This window comes from Psychrobacter sp. Pi2-51 (assembly GCF_904846665.1).
Taxonomy (GTDB): domain Bacteria; phylum Pseudomonadota; class Gammaproteobacteria; order Pseudomonadales; family Moraxellaceae; genus Psychrobacter; species Psychrobacter glaciei.
Genome location: NZ_CAJHBP010000001.1, coordinates 62,479 through 78,986 on the forward strand (window position 1 = coordinate 62,479; position 16,508 = coordinate 78,986).

Consider the following 16,508-nt stretch of genomic DNA (forward strand, 5'->3'; position numbering starts at 1 on the left):
ACCATTTTTGAAATGAAGACATGCCCTAGGCTTCTACAAGAAAGCCTATTATATGGCCAAAATCTATCGGGATTCTGGCAAATCTTGTACCACTGCTTGATAGCCGATCAAGTTGTTATTAGCATCGAACGCTTGCACTACGATGGCGTAGTTGGTCGAGCTGTTTGGAATCAACGGTGTAAACTGTGTCTCAAGGTTGCTCAACACGAGGTTTTGGACGTAACCATTGGCGCCAGACTCGGCTTTATTAACATCAATTTGACTGACCAATACATGCTGAGTATCGATCGGATTCTGCCAAGTAACGGTTTTTTGGCTACCATTGCCCGTTACATCGAGGTTCATCTTGCCAAGGTCGTAATCGAGCGCGTAAGTGGTAAAGTTAGAGCGATCGCTTAGGGTATAAGTCACCTTGCAGTTGTCTTCACCGCTGGACAGTTTTTGCCCGCCTAAGCCGTCTAGGTATTCAAAACTGCCTTTCCACGGTGAGCCAGCTTGTTTTTCCTCAAAGCTCCCTGCAAAAGTGGTGAGCAAGTTTGGCGTCTCTAATCCTAAGTCACTGACATACTTGACATCCAAAAACTCTAAGGTATCGAGGCTACCCGTGACTTTGCCAGCGATATAGTTATCGATTTTGAGCGCTGAGTTTATGCCCAAAGCATTATTTTCTTGGCAAGCTTGCTGCTGATAACTAAAGCTACCATCGACGCTACCCGCACCTTGATTACTGATGTCGAAGTAGACCGCACCGATATCGATGTCATTATTATCACCGTCGTTTAGCTCGACGAAGTGTCCGACATATAGACCGCCGCGTCCGCCTTCTGGAGTGAGCTTTTCTAAGAAATTATCAAATGACTCTTCTGGTAAAAATACAGATTCTAAAATCTCTGCCATACTCTTTTCGTCATCGGTCAGCTTATCTTCGGCCTCTTTATACTTTTCTTTGACCTTGTCTTCTATACGATCGTATTCATCTTTAACCTGATCTTCTACACGGTCATACTCTTCTTTGATCTTATCGCTATCACTGCCGCAAGCGCTCAGCGTTAGGCCAAGCATACTAACGGTTAATAAAGACAATACTAGTTTGGGTGCGCTCATAAACGAGTCCTGATGATTAAAATATAACGGTTATAAAAGGTTAGAATATTGCTTTTGGGTATATAGTTTTTTATTTGGGCTGATAAATATAGCAAAATTTAAAAGGCAAACGCATGAATAAGTGTTAATTGATGTCATAGAAAACATACGCAATGGTTACAGTGCAAGATTGTTATTGGCGGATATCAAATCAAGCGTTTCTGCCATATCGATGATAGCCTGCCAGTGTTTGGGTTCTAGAGGAATAACGGTTAACTGCTGACAGCCTTTCCTAAGCAGCAATGAGTCCTCAAGTGCGGGCAAAAACTTGAGCTCTAATAAGGGTAAGACCTCTATAAATGCCTGTTCAAAGGTGACATCTACCATGTACCATCGTGGCTCATCTTCGGTGGCGATAGGGTCGTAGTGACGATGTTCGGGATGAAACTGGGTCGGGTCGGGATAGCCCGCTTGACTGACGGTCATAATGCCAGCAACGCCAGAGGGTTTGGCGCTAGAGTGATAAAAGAATACCTTGTCACCGACTTGCATGTCATCGCGCATAAAATTACGGGCACGATAGTTGCGCACACCATCCCAACCTTCTGTGCCTAAGCGTTGCAAATCCTGAATACTAAAAAACTTTGGGTTTGATTTCATCAGCCAATAGGCCATATCTGGTATTCCTTTATTGGTATAGTCAGTTCAGAATAAAATCGATATATTGCCAGTTAGGTGTGACTGGTATAAATTCTCCTTGCTTACTGCTATTACAGAGGCGACGAAAAATTCATCCCAGTCACACTGTCTCTTTTTTAAAGTGAATCTACTATAGCGGTGGTTTATTAGCGACCAATTTCTGTGAGTAATGGCTATATTGCCTGTCAGACACCAGTATTAACATAGATTTTGTGAGTGGTTTTGTGAGTTATTTTGTTGTCATGATGCTTTTCATTAAGGCCTCTAACCGTTATCCTAGCGATACTTTTTATAGCTATAGTCAATCCTACATACCAAATAAGACTAATGCCTTCGATTTTACCAATAGCGATGCTCATATGACTGATATAAACGTGATGAATATTCCGTTAGCACTCTACATTCACATTCCATGGTGTGTAAAGAAGTGCCCTTATTGCGACTTTAATTCGCACGAGCTACCGATAGACAGTCAGCTATCGATGTATGACGAATACGTCGATGCTTTGTTATTGGATGCTCAAATGCAGCAGTCGTTGACTCAAGGACGTGAAATTGGCTCGATATTTATTGGTGGTGGGACGCCATCACTACTGCCGATTTTGCAGTATCAGCGTTTATTTGCTGGTTTGCGTGCGTGTTTTATATTCGCAGATGATATTGAGGTTACGATGGAGGCCAATCCGGGTACGCTTGAACACGCGCCATTTGCTCAGTATCTGGATGTCGGTATCAATCGCTTGTCAATTGGCGTGCAAAGCTTCGCTGCGGATAAGCTCAAAACCCTCGGGCGCATACACGATCCCAAGCAAGCATTATCAGCGATTAAGGCGGCACGGAGTGCTGGGTTTGAACGCGTCAATGTCGACTTGATGCATGGCTTGCCGCAGCAAAATTTGGTCGAAGCATTGAACGATATTCAAACCGCGCATAATGCTGGTGCGACGCATATCTCTTGGTATCAGCTAACGATTGAGCCTAACACGGTGTTTTATCGCAGTCAGCCTATTTTGCCAGATGAGGACAGTCTCGCTGATATTGAGCAAGCCGGTCAGGCATTGCTACAGCAATTGGGCTATGACAATTATGAAGTGTCGGCATGGTCTGGCGCTTCCGATAAGCCATGCCGCCACAATGTCAATTACTGGCAGTTTGGTGATTATTTGGCGATTGGCGCGGGTGCTCATGGCAAGGTGACTGTAAAAAAACATGAAGGTCAAGGTAGTGAGTTAGTAGCAAAATCAGGTATTTATCGTTTTAGTAAGTCACGTTTACCCAAGGATTATGTCGACTATCAAGATATAACTGAGACATCTCATGACAGCCAACATTTCCCAAAAATGATTGGTTGGCAACAGATTGCTAGTGACGAATTGGTGAGCGAGTTTATGCTAAATGCACTACGTCTGCACGATGGTGTGTCGTGGGCACTGTTTGAGGATCGAACAGGACTTTGCTATGACAGTGTCGCTGGGCAAGTAGATAAGCTAGTCAAGCAGGGGTTGCTCGTAGATGATCGTCAGCAGCTAAAGCCAACAGTATTAGGCAGCAGGTATCTAAACCAAATATTAAGAGCGTTCTTATAACAGGACTTTGCTCGTTTTAAAGATGCTGCAAAATGATTGCTCAACAAGATAAAATATGGAAAAAAAAGGCTTACCAAATAAATGGTAAGCCTTTTAAAAACAAGTCTAATGAATTAATAATTAGATTTTGTTTTGAACTTCTTGAGCACTACCAGTTACAGCATCACCGGCGCCAGATACGTCTTGACCTAGACCTTTAAAAGTGTTGCAACCAGTCAATACAAACATAGCCGTCAAAGATGCAATGATTAATTTTTTCATAATAATTCCTCAAAATAAATGGGTAGTTATAAGTAACAGCAGCGACGCTAAGCAGATTGCTTAAGCCTCACTGAAGGATTACAGGATACGATAACAATGTGTATATATTATCTCGCAATCCAGTAGAGCCATCATAAAGAAAGTTAAAATATATGCCCAGTATCAAAATGTAATTTTTGCCAGTAAACTGTAACTTTTAATTACGCTTGATATATATATATTCTATTCAAGATAATTTTCATATAAAGACAACGAGCGAAGCTACTAACAATAGTAGACTAAGCCAGCCTGACACCAAGTTCTATTTATATAAAATTTGCTAGAGAATTAAAATAATGATATTCAGACAATTGATGGAGTGATAATGACTATTCATATCGTGCTGGTAGCACCCAAAATGCCCAGTAATACTGGCAATATTATTCGTTTATGTGCCAATAGTGGGGCGCAGTTACATTTGGTGAAGCCTTTAGGATTTGAGCTTGACGACAAGAAGCTACGCCGTGCAGGATTGGATTACCATGAGTATGCCCACCTGCAGGTACATGACGATTGGGCAGCTGCTAGGCAAGCGCTCATAGCATCGGACTGTCATGTCATCACAGCATTGACCACCAAGCTGAGCAAGCCATTTTATGATTACAATTTTAGTGGGCAGGTCACTGGTGATGATGGTGAAAAAAGTGCGCTGACATCGCCACCTAACATCGCCTTAGTCTTCGGCTCTGAGACAGCAGGGCTGGCAGATGATATTCGTGAAAGTATTGGTGCCGATCATTGGTTACGCTTGCCCATGCTGGCAGATTCACGCAGTTTGAATCTGTCCAATAGTGTGGCGATATGCTTATATGAGATATGGCGTCAGCAGGGTTTTATGGGTGATGAAGGTCGCAGTGTTGGTTATGACACTCTGACAGTATATGACCCTAAATAGCGGTTGATATACTTATTGATTCTGATTGGAAGTCATGTTTTAAACCTCCAAATTCGAATAGCAATCAGTGTGACTCTATAAACAATTAGGCGGTTTGGGCAATCCAGCGAGACGATTGACGTGACGGGCAACCAATCCAGTATTAAACAGTTGCTGCAACTTTTGATTGCTTATATCCTGCTCAGGCAGGGTTTTCTGTAACCATTTAATAAGTGGACGCGTGGCAGGTGCGTGATTGAATTTGACAAAAAAGGCGCGCACCTGTTGTAGAATCTCTAGATGTTCAGCAATCAAGTTGATATCCAACGTATTTGCCAGCTGCTGCGCAATCGCAGGCGACCAAATAGTGTGATCACATAAATGACCGTCTTGATCTAAGGCGATATCGGTTGTCGCCATCGTAGTAGGTATAGGCATAGTCATAAGGCAGTGGTCACCACTTTATCAAATTGGCTGTCTTGAGTCAGCTCGACCCATTCTTCATCCGTTAAAATACGGGTCAATTTGCTCTCTAAATTTAGCTTGCCAACGGTATTTTCTGTTAATTGAGCTATATCATCTGCTAAGGCATAAATACCCGCAATGCCATCTATCTCACTGTCATTCAAATAAGCATTGAGCCAGTCAATAAAAGCGACAGTTGTGCCTAGTAGTAGAATACTGTCACCTGTGTGCCAAGTGCGTGATATCTCTTCTGTGCTGCGTCTGAGCTTGTCCATGCTGCTATGTAATTGATATAAAGTTGCCATAAAAGTGTCCGATTACGTGCTTTGTTATTTTATAAGTCTAAATTCTGTAGCGCTTTAAAAGGCCAGTATCTGCTCAAAGTCTTGTGAGTTGATGAGCTCTGGCACTATTGTAAGCTGTGATGCCAAATCAGTCGGCAACATACCAGTGACCCAGCCACTGAATACATCCTCAGGTAGCCAAGCGGCTGGCATGTCATAAAGCTCAAGTGATTGAATCATGCCATGCAGCCGCGAGTCAGATTGCATCAATAAGCCAAAAACAGGGGCATCTAAGTACAGCTGGACGTCGTGTCCAAACGTTGCCAAGGTTAAAGCGAGGGCACAACCTTCATAACTTGCCATTTCTGTTGGTGTACGCAGCTGAATCAATAATTTCATGATTTATTCCAAAAGTTGTTTGTCACAAGCAGTCGTCGTCAAAGCAGTCGCTGTTAATAATGCGCTGCTAGAATTGTATGAGGCGACAGTTGCTTTGCATCATCATTGCCAGCTCGCTCAGACCAACCAAGCTAAATCCTGTTGCCAAATTGTCACCGTCAAGCCGATGGCGAGTACCGTTTTCGCTATCACTAATTCCACGACTGAGCGCAGTACTGACACAGACGGGCAAGGGTAACTGATAATGGCCAGCCAGATTTTTCCATTCTTGGGTTAGATCAATTTGCTCAGCTGACTGCCAGCGCAATCGATTGGCTATATGAGCTGAGTCCCCATAAAAGAAGACATTGAGCAGTGGTTGTTCAGTGGTAGCATTATCGCTGCTGCCTGTACTATTAGTGTCATTGTCTTCAATATCATGACTATTCGCTGCGCTCTTTAGGTAAGCGCGTGCGTAACGTAATGCCAAGTGTGCCAATGGATGACTAGGGTCAGAAGTAATCAGTAATAATGGGGTAGTGGTCGTCATAAGGCGCAGTATCACATATTATAAATAAGAGTTTAAAAAGTACGGCCAAGTTGCTATAAATGCTTTTTATAAATTAATTTGAATGACATTATTATAGCGTCTGCGTGCAAATTTGCGTGACAGAGAACAGAGTTTATACTGATAATGCGACATACAGCGGATCATACTGTCACATCTAAGGCGTGTCATCATTTAGATTGTGCGGCTTAAAATGAGGAAAATTGCAGCCAAACAAGGAAGAAATTGCCGTAAATATGAACATATTGACAAGGTTTCTGACGATGTTTGGCTAAATTTAGCCATTTTAAGACCACTAAATGTATCCATGTGCTAATTGATGACATGCCCTAATATCGTTATATCATAAAAGAGAGGTGAGTCGTCTCTATCAAAGATGTTTATGCTAACATAAAGCGCCGCAAACCAAATAGAGTCACTGTTATTTAACGTGGTTTTATCTCAAGTGTAGGCACACTGAGTATTATTATTTGATGCTGTGACTGCCTCGTAAGAAAAAACAATAAACTTATGAGCTAGGTTCACGTAGTCTTACCATTCTATGTAAGGAGTTTTCGTCACTATGTTACCTGCTATGCCCTCACGTGTGAACAATGGTACAGATTATCAGCCTACCGTAGAACAACTGCAAGTCCTGCAGACAGCGAGCGAATTTGCTTATCAGATTTGGGAAAGTCGGACCGTTTCATGTCAGACGTTTTTACGCAGTTATCCTCTTGATCATACCTTAACACGCCAGCAAATCGATGATCTGATCCAAGATTACACGCTAGATGAAAATTACCAACTTGCTGATGAAGCCAAGGTCATGAGCGGCCTCCGAAACTTACGGATGCTGTTGATGATGCGCTGGATTTGGCAAGATGCCCTAGGCATGATTGCCCTTGAACAATTAACCGATGAGTTATCTGAGTTTGCGGATGGTTGTATTTCATTTGCCAAGGAGTATACCTATCAGCACTTAGTTGCTAAGTACGGTGAACCAACCTTTGTCAATGAGCTAGGCAATGTGCAGATCGATGATATGGCAATCATGGCCATGGGTAAGCTTGGTGCTCATGAGTTAAATCTATCGAGCGATATTGACTTAATATTTGTGCATCAAGCGCGCGGTGAGACCAATGGTGACAAAGCGAAGGGCACTCGTAGTATAGACAACAAGCGTTTTATGACTCGGCTTGGTCAAGGGATTATTAAACTGCTGGATAATAAAACGGCAGACGGTTTTGTCTTTCGGGTAGATATGCGCTTGCGCCCATGGGGTGATGGAAGTGATTTGGCCATCCATCTCTCAGCCTTACAGAAGTATTTTGCCTTGCATGGACGTGCTTGGGAGCGTTTTGCTTGGCTAAAAGCACGTGTGGTTGGACAGATAGAGCCGCCATTTTATGATGAGATTCAGTCACTGATTAAACCGTTTGTCTTTCGTTATTATGTTGACTACAGTGCTTTTTCAGCACTCAGAGAAATGAAATCTCTGATTCAAAATCAAGTTGCACAGCGTGAAGACTTAGATAATATTAAGCTTGGCGCGGGCGGTATCAGAGACATTGAGTTTATTGTACAAGCTTTTCAGCTGATTTACGGTGGTCGGCATCCGCAACTACAGATCAAGCCTTGTCTACAAGCAATGCAAGTGTTGTGCGAACTTGGATATTTAGAGCAGTCAACGTACGCGCAGCTGCAAATGGCTTATCGGTTTTTGCGTCGGCTTGAGCATGCTATTCAGGCGATCAATGATCAGCAGACTCAGCGTCTACCACATGACCCTTATTGGCAGCACAACCTAGCAGTCACGTTAGCGTTTGACGACTGGGAAGCATTACTCACCCAGCTCAATCATCATCGAGACAATGTCAATGTGCCATTTGAACGTATGGTCACTGAGCGCCAAGTACCTGATAATGAAGATACCGACCTAGAGCCAGAACATTTAGAAGAACAGATTGCGCGCTTAGACGAAGTATTAACAAAAGGCAATCGTGAGTTATTACAGAAATTTTGGCAGTCAAAAATGGTCGCTAACTTGAGTGATGAGGCCAGAGAGCGCTTGGATGATGCTTATCCTGTGATTGTCCACGCGTTACTCGCTCATCAAGAACAGCAGCAGCTGGCCAATACTGCTTTGCCACGCTTGATTGCATTGCTAGAGGCCATTTGCCGCCGCTCTATCTACTTGGTTATGATTGCTGAAAACCCTAATGCAACGATCGAGCTGATACCGATGCTATCCGCCAGTCCTTGGATCGCAAAAGAGCTGGCGCAGTATCCTGTGTTGTTGGATACTTTTTTGCAGCAGCGCTATCGCCATTTGCCAGATAAGCGTGAGCTGCGCGATATCCTGCGCCAACAGTTACTGCGCGTCGAGCCTAACGATGAAGAAGAGCTACTAAGCGTTTTGCGACTGTTCAAAAAGAACCAAGTATTGGCTGTCGCGGCTAGCGATGTATTGGCTGAACGTCCGATAATGAAAGTGTCGGACTCATTGACATATATTGCTGAAGTAGTACTAGAAGCAGCGCTAGAGCGCGCTTTTGCAGAGATTGTTAACCGTTATGGCTATCCCATTGGCCAAGATGGCGATCCGGTCACTGAAGCGGACTGCGGCTTTGCGATTATCGGTTATGGCAAGCTTGGCGGGTTAGAGCTGTCGTATTCTTCAGACTTGGACTTGGTCTTCTTACATAAGATAAAAGAGCAGGGTATGACCACTGGCGAGAAGTCAGTCAGTGGTATGAAATTTGCCGCTCGTCTGGTACAAAAGCTAATGAATTATCTCAATACTCAAACCCGTGATGGTCGCGCTTATGAGATTGATATGCGCCTGCGACCTTCGGGGAATGCTGGCATGATGGTGGTATCTTGTCATGCGTTTGAAACCTATCAAATCGATAAAGCGTGGTCATGGGAGCATCAGGCGCTGGTACGTGCTCGCGCGATTTGTGGAGACAGACGAGTCACTGCACGCTTTTGTGATATTCGCCGAGATGTGTTGTCGCTGCCACGGACATTGGATCAAGTACGTAATGAAGTCACCAGTATGCGTATCAAAATGCAAAAGCATCTAGGTACCAGTCAATGGCAACAGCAAGCAGGCAAGTTCCATCTCAAGCAGGATGCAGGCGGTATTGTCGATATTGAGTTTTTAGCACAGTTTGCTGTACTGGCTTATTCGCATGAATATCCAAGCTTGACCAAATGGAGTGACAATGTGCGTATTTTTGCAGAAGTTGCTTTGCTTGGCATTTGGCAAGAGCAAGTCTGTCAGGAGTTGACCGATGCCTATCTGAGAATACGCGCTGCCACCCATCAGTTAGCATTATCAGAGCAGTCATTACTCGTTGATGAGTCGCTATGGCAAGAGACGCGAGCGTTAGTACAAGCGCAGTGGCAACACCTTATGGGTGTAGAATCAGCAGAGCAAAAATAATAGTAACTTCTTTACTTATCGTCTACTCATAATAAGGCAATGTACTCAAACTCAATATTTTAATATCAACAAGAGCCACCTAAGCACAAACTAAAACCTTGCATTTGCCAGCATGGCCAATGATATAATCGGTCGCACATTATCATAACACTGTCAGTCGTTCGTCATAATAATGCTGTGTTTTAAGCAATAAAAATTGACGCTGTAGTGTTATCATACGATGTTGATCAATACTGTTAGGGTCTGTTGAACATTCAAATATTAGGACTGCTGATGCTAAAATCGTCCCAAACTAGGCGTAAACCGACGATAATGTCGAGACCTTAGCTAGGTTTACAACAACGTTTGGGACGATTTTAGCATCAGCCTTTCAGGGCAAGGCTATTTTTTGCCAATACATGGCGAAATTGTCTAACCTAGAATGACTAGGCATCAAAAATTTCACTGCGTATTGTCTAAAAAGTAGCCACTGCCAGTTCCACATTTGAATGTTCAATAGACCCTAAATACAACCTACCTAAAAAAAGTTAGACGTCAGTGCTAGCATAAGGACTATAAAATGAATATGGCAACACAAGATGGTAAGCTTTGGATGAATGGCACGATGATTGAACAGCCAGATGCCAAAGTTCATGTGCTTACGCATAGCTTGCATTATGGCATGGCGGTGTTTGAAGGCGTACGTGCTTACCAAACAGCTGACAATCGCACGGCTATTTTTCGCTTAAAAGAACATACCGAACGTCTACTGGGCTCAGCGAAAATCTTTCAAATGGATGTGCCGTTTGATGCTGCCACCCTAGAGCAAGCGCACAAAGACGTGGTCAAACAAAACAACTTAGCAGAAGCCTATATTCGTCCACTTATCTGGGTCGGTGCAGAAAAACTTGGCTTGTCTTCACGTGATAACAGCATCAACGCGATGGTTGCTGCATGGCACTGGGGCGCTTATCTGGGTGAAGAAGGTATCAAAAATGGTATCCGTGTAAAAACCTCTTCATTTACCCATCACATGACCAACGTGACCATGTGCAAGGCCAAAGCCTCTAGTAACTATCCAGTGTCTATCATGGCAAACCAAGAAGTGACTCGTAATGGCTACGACGAAGCTATTTTAATGGATCCGCAAGGTTACGTCTGCCAAGGTGCTGGCGAAAACTTGTTCTTAGTAAAAGACGGCGTGCTGCATACCCCAGACTTAGCGGGCGGGGCACTCGATGGTATTACGCGTCGTACTATCATTCAGTTCGCTGATGATCTAGGTATTAAAGTCGTTGAGCGTCGCATCACTCGTGATGAGTTTTATCTCGCGGACGAGATATTCATGACTGGTACGGCTGCCGAAGTCACGCCTATTCGCGAGTATGATGATCGCACGGTCGGCAATGGTGGCCGTGGACCCTTAACTGAAAAACTGCAAACCCTATACTTTGATGTAGTACATGGCCGCAATGAGCAGTATATGGATTGGTTAAGCTTTATTGACTGATAAAGCAGTTACTTTGAAGACCAAAAAGGCTGAACATAATTGTTCAGTCTTTTTTTTGTGCTAATATAGCCATCATATTTATTCATAATATTAAAGTGAGCAGTCAATGCCAATAGATTCTAGTACAGCAGATAATAAGAATATCAAACAAATCATCTGTATTAAATGGGGCACAAAATATGGTGCTGATTATGCCAACAAACTGTATGGCATGGTGTCTCGTAACATTACACCACCATTCCGCTTTGTCTGCTTCACTGATGACACCACCGATGTACGTCCAGAAATCGAATGCCAAGCGCTACCACCATTAGATGTCACTATGCCAACCAACACACTCGGTAAATGGCCAAAATCTCGTTTGTGGGGTGAGACGCTTGGTGATTTGACGGGTACAGTGCTGTTTGTAGATTTGGATGTGATTATCGTAGATAGTCTCGATCCTTTCTTTGAATATGGCGAGCCGGATGATGTTATTTTATCTTATAACCCAAGTAATCCATTAGAGCGCTTGGGACAGACGTCTTGCTTTAGATTTCAGATAGGGGCGCTTGTCTCACTGCAAGAAAAATTCAAAGCAGATCCACAAGGTATCGCTGATGAGTACCGTTTTGAGCAGCGTTTTGTCACTCGTAACGCACCAGGTGGTGTGAAGCTGTTTCCAAAGGCATGGGTGGCACACTTTAGACGCAAATGTCGTCAGCCATTCCCGCTTAACTACTTTAAAGAGCCAAAGATTCCTAAAGGTGCTCGTTTGGTTATCTTCCCTGGTGATTTGTATCCTACGCACGCTATTGAAGGCAGATACAATAAAAATGCGGCCAATAACGCCAAGGAACATTTGAAACAGCTTACTGAGCCCAAAAACTTAAAAAGTCCACTACGTCATTTGCGCCATTTTATCTTACCAGTAGGGTGGATTGAGAAGTACTGGAAAGAATAAGCACAACACGGCCTAGTAAAAATTAGTATCGATGTTTTAACCCTTATAAATATGAGGGTTAGAGCATTCCCTAGTGAACGGATAGAGTTATGAAAACAAACGATACCATCAGAGTCTTTGTTGGCTGTGATCCAAATAACTGTGATCTAGAGCAGATGATGGTTCTAGATTACAGTATTCATAAACATACCAGTGTACCTGTTGAGATAGTATGGATGCAGCTATCGCGTGACCCTGATAGTTATTGGTATTCGGATCCTGAAAATGGTAAAGGCTGGGATACCACTAAGTGGTCAACTCCTTTCTCTGGTTTTAGATGGGCGATTCCGGAGTATTGCAATTACTCTGGACGTGCGATTTATATGGATGCTGATGTCGTAGTTTTAGATGATTTATCAAAGTTGTGGCAGCATCCTATCGAGGGGCAGTCTATAGTAGCGGCCAAAACAAATGCTGACATGACTCGTCTATGTACTTGTGTTTGGGATTGTGAGGCCGCAAAAACTGCTGTTTTACCTATTGAAAAACTCAAAAGAAATCCGAAAAGTCATCAAGAAATGATGGCGCTATTTAAGAAAAATACTCAGTTGATTGAGCCTTACCAAGACAGTTATAACTGTATAGATGGTGAAGAGTTAGTGATAGAAGAAATTAAAATTCTACATTATTCGGATATGGGCACACAGTTTAGTCATCAATACGCAATAGCCAGAGTGAAGAAAGAAGGCTTTGAGCATTGGTTTGATGGTGAGATAATACCGCACCCAAGACAAGATTTGTCCGAATTTTTTGATGTCTATTATAATGAAGCGCTTGCCAATGGATATCATTTAGATAATTATCGAGTAGAGCCTTTTGGAGATTTTCCGAAAAAATCTCAACAAGGCTACAGTGGTAATAAAGTCACTCGTCCGAGCGTTTCTAAATCATTGTTTTCTAAGTCATTGTTTTCGAAGTTATTTAAGCGCTAGCTGTTTCGATAAAATAATTGCAGGTTTTTTTAAGTGACGAAAGATTTAATCCATAGGTTGTAGTTTATGAATCAGCACAAAAAAATAGCGTTACTCGTTATTAATTGCCTACAAGGTGGCGGTGCGGAGCGTGTGGTATTAACTTTAGGTCAAGGGTTTGATCAATTAGGCTATGAGGTACACGTCTTAAGGTTCAAACCCTTGGTAGAGTACGACTTAAGTCCAAATCTTCATTACCACGTACTCAAATTCAAACCCTATAAGCTCATACCTGGATGTGAAAGGCGTGATAAAATTTTTGCGCGTTCTGTCGATAAATATATTTCACAAAATATCGGTCAGCCTGACATCATACTGTCTAACCTTGATCGAACGGATAGTATCCTGAGTAACAGTAAACTGCCCAATATCATCTATATTATTCATAACACCGTATCACTGCTCTACAAATTCAATAAAAATTGCGATGCTGAGCAGTTGAAGAAAAAAATGGTGGAGATATATACTAAGCATCCGTGTGTATGTGTCAGTGAGGGCGCTGAAAAAGATTTTATCAAAAGCTTTGGTCATATTACGCCAACGACTGCAATCCACAATCCAATTGATAAAGACAGCATTCAAAAGCAGGCTGATGCTTTCATTCCTGAATATCAAAACTATATAATCCATGTGGGTAGCTTTAAAGATGCGAAGCGTCACGATATATTGATAAAAGCCTACGCAAAAACTGATCAATCTATGCCGCTATTGCTCTTGGGTCAAGGTAAACACAAGAGCGAGATAGAGAGATTAGTCACAGAATTAGGTTTAGAAAAAAAAGTGGTGTTTTTAGGTTTTCGTGACAACCCTTTTCCCTATATTAAGCATGCACAATTTAAGATACTGACTTCTGACTGGGAAGGCTTTGCTTTGGTCATTGCGGAGGCTCTAGCGCTAGGTACTCCCGTTATCAGCACCAACTGTCCGTCAGGCCCAAGTGAGCTACTGCCAGAAATTAACTTGATGCCAATGGGCGATATTGATACGATTGCTGAAAAAATGCGTCAGGCAATGAATAATCCACAAAAATTTCATGCGCCATTTAATGAGTCACTTATGCCAGCCAGAATAGCTGAGAAATATCTTGAGTTTGCTCAAAGGCTGGATTCTACAAAGTAGGGTCTGTTGAACATTCAAATGTGGAACTGGCAGTGGCTATTTTTTAGACAATATGCAGTGAAATTTTTGACGCCTAGTCATTCTAGGGTAGATAATTTCGCCATGTATTGGCAAAAAATAGCCCTGCCCTGAAAGGCTGATACTAAAATCACCCCAAACGTTGTTGTAAACCTAACTAAGGTCTCGACATTATCGTCGGTTTACGCCTAGTCTGGGGCGATTTCAGCGATCAGCAGTCCTAATATTTGAATGTTCAACAGACCCTAATAAAATCACGTCACCTTTAAATTCATAACAACTATTTCTAAGAATATTTAATAAATGATTAATACTACTACCCAGATAAAAGAAGATTTCAATAAAAAAGAAAAAGTGCTACTGGTTATCAATTGTCTTCAAGGTGGCGGCGCTGAGCGGTCTGTTTTGACTCTTGGACAAGGTTTTTATGAATTAGGTTATGAAGTCCATATTCTGCGATTCAAATCTAAAGTAGCCTACGAGCTCAGTGATAATCTCTTTTATCATCAGCTGGATCTGAATGCCTATAAATCTGTACCTACTAAGCCTCTTAGATACTGGTATTTTGCAAAAATGTTAGACAAGTATGTGACTAAGGAAATTGGCATACCGATATTGACGTTATCAAATTTAGATAAAGCCGATATGGTCATGCGTCACAGTAATCTACCTAATATTGCACATATTATTAGGAATACTATTTCTAAAAAAATCGAGTTGTTTAGAAGCGAAGGTAAAAAAGTAGGAGAGAAAAAATTAAGTAATATTTATTCTCGGCATCCTTGTATCTGTGTCAGTCAAGGTGTTGAAAAGGATTTTCAATCTACGCTAGCTGTTACAAATACAACGACAATATATAACCCAATTGATCAAATACAAATCATGGAGTCGGCATCAGAATTTAAACCAGAATTTGATGATTATATTATTCATGTTGGCAGTTTTAAGACACAGAAAGCTCATGAAGTATTACTTAAGAGTTATGCAAAAACCAGTAAGACACTCCCACTTCTATTACTGGGCGAGGGTGCTTTATTAGAATCAATGAAAGAGTTAACTACTTCTTTAGGTCTAGATAACAATGTGCATTTTCTAGGTTTTCAGAAAAACCCATATCCTTATATTCAAAAAGCAAGGTTTATGGTTTTATCTTCAGTATTTAAGGGGTTTGGACGTGTTATTGCTGAATCATTGGCTTTAGGAACACCTGTTATTAGTACAGATTGCCCATCAGGTCCAAGAGAGTTGTTACCGCCATATAACCTTGTTTCCGTAGGAGATATTGACGCTTTAGCTAAGAAGATGGATGAGGCGATGGCTAATGCTGATATCTATCAGTCTTCGTTTGATGATGAGCTATTGCCAATTAAAATTGCTCAACAATATATAGCGTTCATGACTAAAAGTGATTAGCTGCTTCTTATTTATTAATTTAAATTCAACTACATATAAAATTTACTATAGATCAGAACAAAAGAGCTCTATATTAATCCAACCACCATTTAGACCAATCATCTTTATGTAGTTGTCGTAGAGTGGCAAAAGCACTACCATTATTTTGCAGTTTTTCAAATACCGCTAATAGCATGCTTGTAGCCAATTTATCAATTTTTTGAAATTTACTATATCGTTTTCGCATATTCCTTAAGCTGTCATCAGTGCCGATACGAAAATAGGTGAGACCATCATATAGAGACAAATCGCCGGCATACAGTATGTCGGTTTTTTCATCTAATAATGGTATGGGTTCAGCACCCGGAGGTGTTTGTAAAAAGTTTTTGGTCTCATAGGTTCGCAAGGTATTCATTAGAGTCACGACATTCATCAAAATAGCCGCTCTATGAGCATTGTCTGAGTGGTCAACAAACGTATCGCAGGCGGAAACAATCCAGCGTAAAGATAGGTGCTGCAATAGATAATTGCTTTCAGCCTCCCAGAGCCTCTCAAATTCAGTAAATGTTTTATCTATTTTATATTTACGGCGCATCAATATAATAAGCGTATTGTGATAAAAGCAGAGTTCAGACTCTCCTAATGATTGATACTTTAAATTGTTTAAATGGGTTTCTAAGTCTGTACTTTTACGCTTATCTGTTAGTGCCTCAATATCGCACAATGACTCAGTAATAATCATTGCTTTCATCTCATTGAAACTTTTGCCCCTATAATTTTTGACAACCTTACTAGCATTCAATCTTTTTTCGCTTCGAAACATGAGTAGCAATTTTCTTTGCCAATTAGAAGGTGTGGTCATGTCATCAA

16 protein-coding genes are annotated in these 16,508 nt (G+C 41.8%); 8 read left to right on the plus strand and 8 right to left on the minus strand.

The window, feature by feature from the left end:
* Positions 1 to 63 precede the first annotated feature (63 nt).
* Together JMY08_RS00240 and JMY08_RS00245 are read right to left on the minus strand one after the other, a co-directional pair.
* Positions 64 to 1,104 (minus strand): hypothetical protein, encoded by a 1,041-nt coding sequence (locus JMY08_RS00240; RefSeq protein ID WP_201588401.1) that lies wholly within the window; start codon positions 1,102 to 1,104, stop codon positions 64 to 66.
* Between the two features lie 156 nt (positions 1,105 to 1,260).
* Complete coding sequence (locus JMY08_RS00245) at positions 1,261 to 1,758, minus strand: EVE domain-containing protein (protein ID WP_201588402.1); 498 nt, start codon at positions 1,756 to 1,758, stop codon at positions 1,261 to 1,263.
* Between the two features lie 383 nt (positions 1,759 to 2,141).
* Here JMY08_RS00245 and hemW point away from each other — a divergent pair, with 383 nt between their 5' ends.
* Positions 2,142 to 3,368 carry a radical SAM family heme chaperone HemW gene (gene hemW / locus JMY08_RS00250; RefSeq protein WP_201588403.1) on the plus strand — a complete coding sequence of 409 codons (1,227 nt, stop codon included), beginning with the start codon at positions 2,142 to 2,144 and terminating at the stop codon, positions 3,366 to 3,368.
* Positions 3,369 to 3,488: 120 nt separating this feature from the next.
* Here hemW and JMY08_RS00255 read toward each other — a convergent pair whose 3' ends face one another.
* Complete coding sequence (locus tag JMY08_RS00255; RefSeq protein WP_189584958.1) at positions 3,489 to 3,629, minus strand: entericidin A/B family lipoprotein; 141 nt, start codon at positions 3,627 to 3,629, stop codon at positions 3,489 to 3,491.
* 364 nt (positions 3,630 to 3,993) lie between these two features.
* Here JMY08_RS00255 and JMY08_RS00260 point away from each other — a divergent pair, with 364 nt between their 5' ends.
* Positions 3,994 to 4,563: a tRNA (cytidine(34)-2'-O)-methyltransferase gene (locus JMY08_RS00260; protein WP_201588404.1), complete on the plus strand. Its 570-nt coding sequence runs from the start codon at positions 3,994 to 3,996 to the stop codon at positions 4,561 to 4,563.
* Positions 4,564 to 4,638: 75 nt separating this feature from the next.
* On the opposite strand, the gene JMY08_RS00265 is transcribed toward JMY08_RS00260, so the two are convergent.
* From JMY08_RS00265 to tusD, 4 genes are all read right to left on the minus strand, one after another.
* Positions 4,639 to 4,986 (minus strand): TusE/DsrC/DsvC family sulfur relay protein, encoded by a 348-nt coding sequence (locus tag JMY08_RS00265; RefSeq protein WP_201588405.1) that lies wholly within the window; start codon positions 4,984 to 4,986, stop codon positions 4,639 to 4,641.
* Positions 4,983 to 5,312, minus strand: a complete 330-nt coding sequence (locus JMY08_RS00270; RefSeq protein ID WP_201588406.1) for a hypothetical protein — start codon at positions 5,310 to 5,312, stop codon at positions 4,983 to 4,985. The genes JMY08_RS00265 and JMY08_RS00270 overlap by 4 nt, the downstream gene beginning before the upstream one ends.
* Before the next feature lie 54 nt (positions 5,313 to 5,366).
* The gene (locus tag JMY08_RS00275; RefSeq protein ID WP_201588407.1) at positions 5,367 to 5,690 is read right to left on the minus strand and encodes a hypothetical protein; all 324 of its coding nucleotides are present in this window, start codon (positions 5,688 to 5,690) and stop codon (positions 5,367 to 5,369) included.
* 67 nt (positions 5,691 to 5,757) lie between these two features.
* Positions 5,758 to 6,219 carry a sulfurtransferase complex subunit TusD gene (tusD, locus tag JMY08_RS00280; RefSeq protein WP_201588408.1) on the minus strand — a complete coding sequence of 154 codons (462 nt, stop codon included), beginning with the start codon at positions 6,217 to 6,219 and terminating at the stop codon, positions 5,758 to 5,760.
* A gap of 580 nt (positions 6,220 to 6,799) precedes the next feature.
* Between tusD and glnE the strand changes: the two genes are divergently transcribed.
* The 6 genes from glnE to JMY08_RS00310 all read left to right on the plus strand — a co-directional run bounded on the left by glnE (position 6,800) and on the right by JMY08_RS00310 (position 15,659).
* Positions 6,800 to 9,667, plus strand: a complete 2,868-nt coding sequence (gene glnE, locus JMY08_RS00285) for a bifunctional [glutamate--ammonia ligase]-adenylyl-L-tyrosine phosphorylase/[glutamate--ammonia-ligase] adenylyltransferase (protein ID WP_201588409.1) — start codon at positions 6,800 to 6,802, stop codon at positions 9,665 to 9,667.
* Positions 9,668 to 10,226: 559 nt separating this feature from the next.
* The gene (locus tag JMY08_RS00290; RefSeq protein ID WP_194363167.1) at positions 10,227 to 11,156 is read left to right on the plus strand and encodes a branched-chain amino acid transaminase; all 930 of its coding nucleotides are present in this window, start codon (positions 10,227 to 10,229) and stop codon (positions 11,154 to 11,156) included.
* A gap of 106 nt (positions 11,157 to 11,262) precedes the next feature.
* Entirely contained in the window at positions 11,263 to 12,099 is an 837-nt protein-coding gene (locus JMY08_RS00295; RefSeq protein WP_201588410.1) for a glycosyl transferase, read from the plus strand.
* An 89-nt stretch (positions 12,100 to 12,188) separates the two neighbouring features.
* A complete protein-coding gene (locus JMY08_RS00300) occupies positions 12,189 to 13,070 on the plus strand; it encodes a glycosyltransferase (RefSeq protein WP_201588411.1) in 882 nt (293 codons plus the stop codon).
* 66 nt (positions 13,071 to 13,136) lie between these two features.
* Positions 13,137 to 14,228, plus strand: a complete 1,092-nt coding sequence (locus tag JMY08_RS00305) for a glycosyltransferase (RefSeq protein WP_201588412.1) — start codon at positions 13,137 to 13,139, stop codon at positions 14,226 to 14,228.
* A 321-nt stretch (positions 14,229 to 14,549) separates the two neighbouring features.
* The gene (locus JMY08_RS00310) at positions 14,550 to 15,659 is read left to right on the plus strand and encodes a glycosyltransferase (protein ID WP_201588413.1); all 1,110 of its coding nucleotides are present in this window, start codon (positions 14,550 to 14,552) and stop codon (positions 15,657 to 15,659) included.
* Between the two features lie 73 nt (positions 15,660 to 15,732).
* Here the strand turns inward: JMY08_RS00310 and JMY08_RS00315 are convergent, their stop codons facing one another.
* Positions 15,733 to 16,500, minus strand: coding sequence for a hypothetical protein (locus tag JMY08_RS00315; protein ID WP_201588414.1), 768 nt, complete (start codon positions 16,498 to 16,500; stop codon positions 15,733 to 15,735).
* Between the last annotated feature and the right edge of the window lie 8 nt (positions 16,501 to 16,508).

Bases quoted from the DNA above. Each gene is read 5' to 3' on its own strand.
- JMY08_RS00240 (WP_201588401.1), bottom strand. From the start codon at position 1,104: ATGAGCGCACCCAAACTAGTATTGTCTTTATTAACCGTTAGTATGCTT.
- JMY08_RS00245 (WP_201588402.1), bottom strand. From the start codon at position 1,758: ATGGCCTATTGGCTGATGAAATCAAACCCAAAGTTTTTTAGTATTCAG.
- hemW (WP_201588403.1), top strand. From the start codon at position 2,142: ATGACTGATATAAACGTGATGAATATTCCGTTAGCACTCTACATTCAC.
- JMY08_RS00255 (WP_189584958.1), bottom strand. From the start codon at position 3,629: ATGAAAAAATTAATCATTGCATCTTTGACGGCTATGTTTGTATTGACT.
- JMY08_RS00260 (WP_201588404.1), top strand. From the start codon at position 3,994: ATGACTATTCATATCGTGCTGGTAGCACCCAAAATGCCCAGTAATACT.
- JMY08_RS00265 (WP_201588405.1), bottom strand. From the start codon at position 4,986: ATGACTATGCCTATACCTACTACGATGGCGACAACCGATATCGCCTTA.
- JMY08_RS00270 (WP_201588406.1), bottom strand. From the start codon at position 5,312: ATGGCAACTTTATATCAATTACATAGCAGCATGGACAAGCTCAGACGC.
- JMY08_RS00275 (WP_201588407.1), bottom strand. From the start codon at position 5,690: ATGAAATTATTGATTCAGCTGCGTACACCAACAGAAATGGCAAGTTAT.
- tusD (WP_201588408.1), bottom strand. From the start codon at position 6,219: ATGACGACCACTACCCCATTATTACTGATTACTTCTGACCCTAGTCAT.
- glnE (WP_201588409.1), top strand. From the start codon at position 6,800: ATGTTACCTGCTATGCCCTCACGTGTGAACAATGGTACAGATTATCAG.
- JMY08_RS00290 (WP_194363167.1), top strand. From the start codon at position 10,227: ATGAATATGGCAACACAAGATGGTAAGCTTTGGATGAATGGCACGATG.
- JMY08_RS00295 (WP_201588410.1), top strand. From the start codon at position 11,263: ATGCCAATAGATTCTAGTACAGCAGATAATAAGAATATCAAACAAATC.
- JMY08_RS00300 (WP_201588411.1), top strand. From the start codon at position 12,189: ATGAAAACAAACGATACCATCAGAGTCTTTGTTGGCTGTGATCCAAAT.
- JMY08_RS00305 (WP_201588412.1), top strand. From the start codon at position 13,137: ATGAATCAGCACAAAAAAATAGCGTTACTCGTTATTAATTGCCTACAA.
- JMY08_RS00310 (WP_201588413.1), top strand. From the start codon at position 14,550: ATGATTAATACTACTACCCAGATAAAAGAAGATTTCAATAAAAAAGAA.
- JMY08_RS00315 (WP_201588414.1), bottom strand. From the start codon at position 16,500: ATGACCACACCTTCTAATTGGCAAAGAAAATTGCTACTCATGTTTCGA.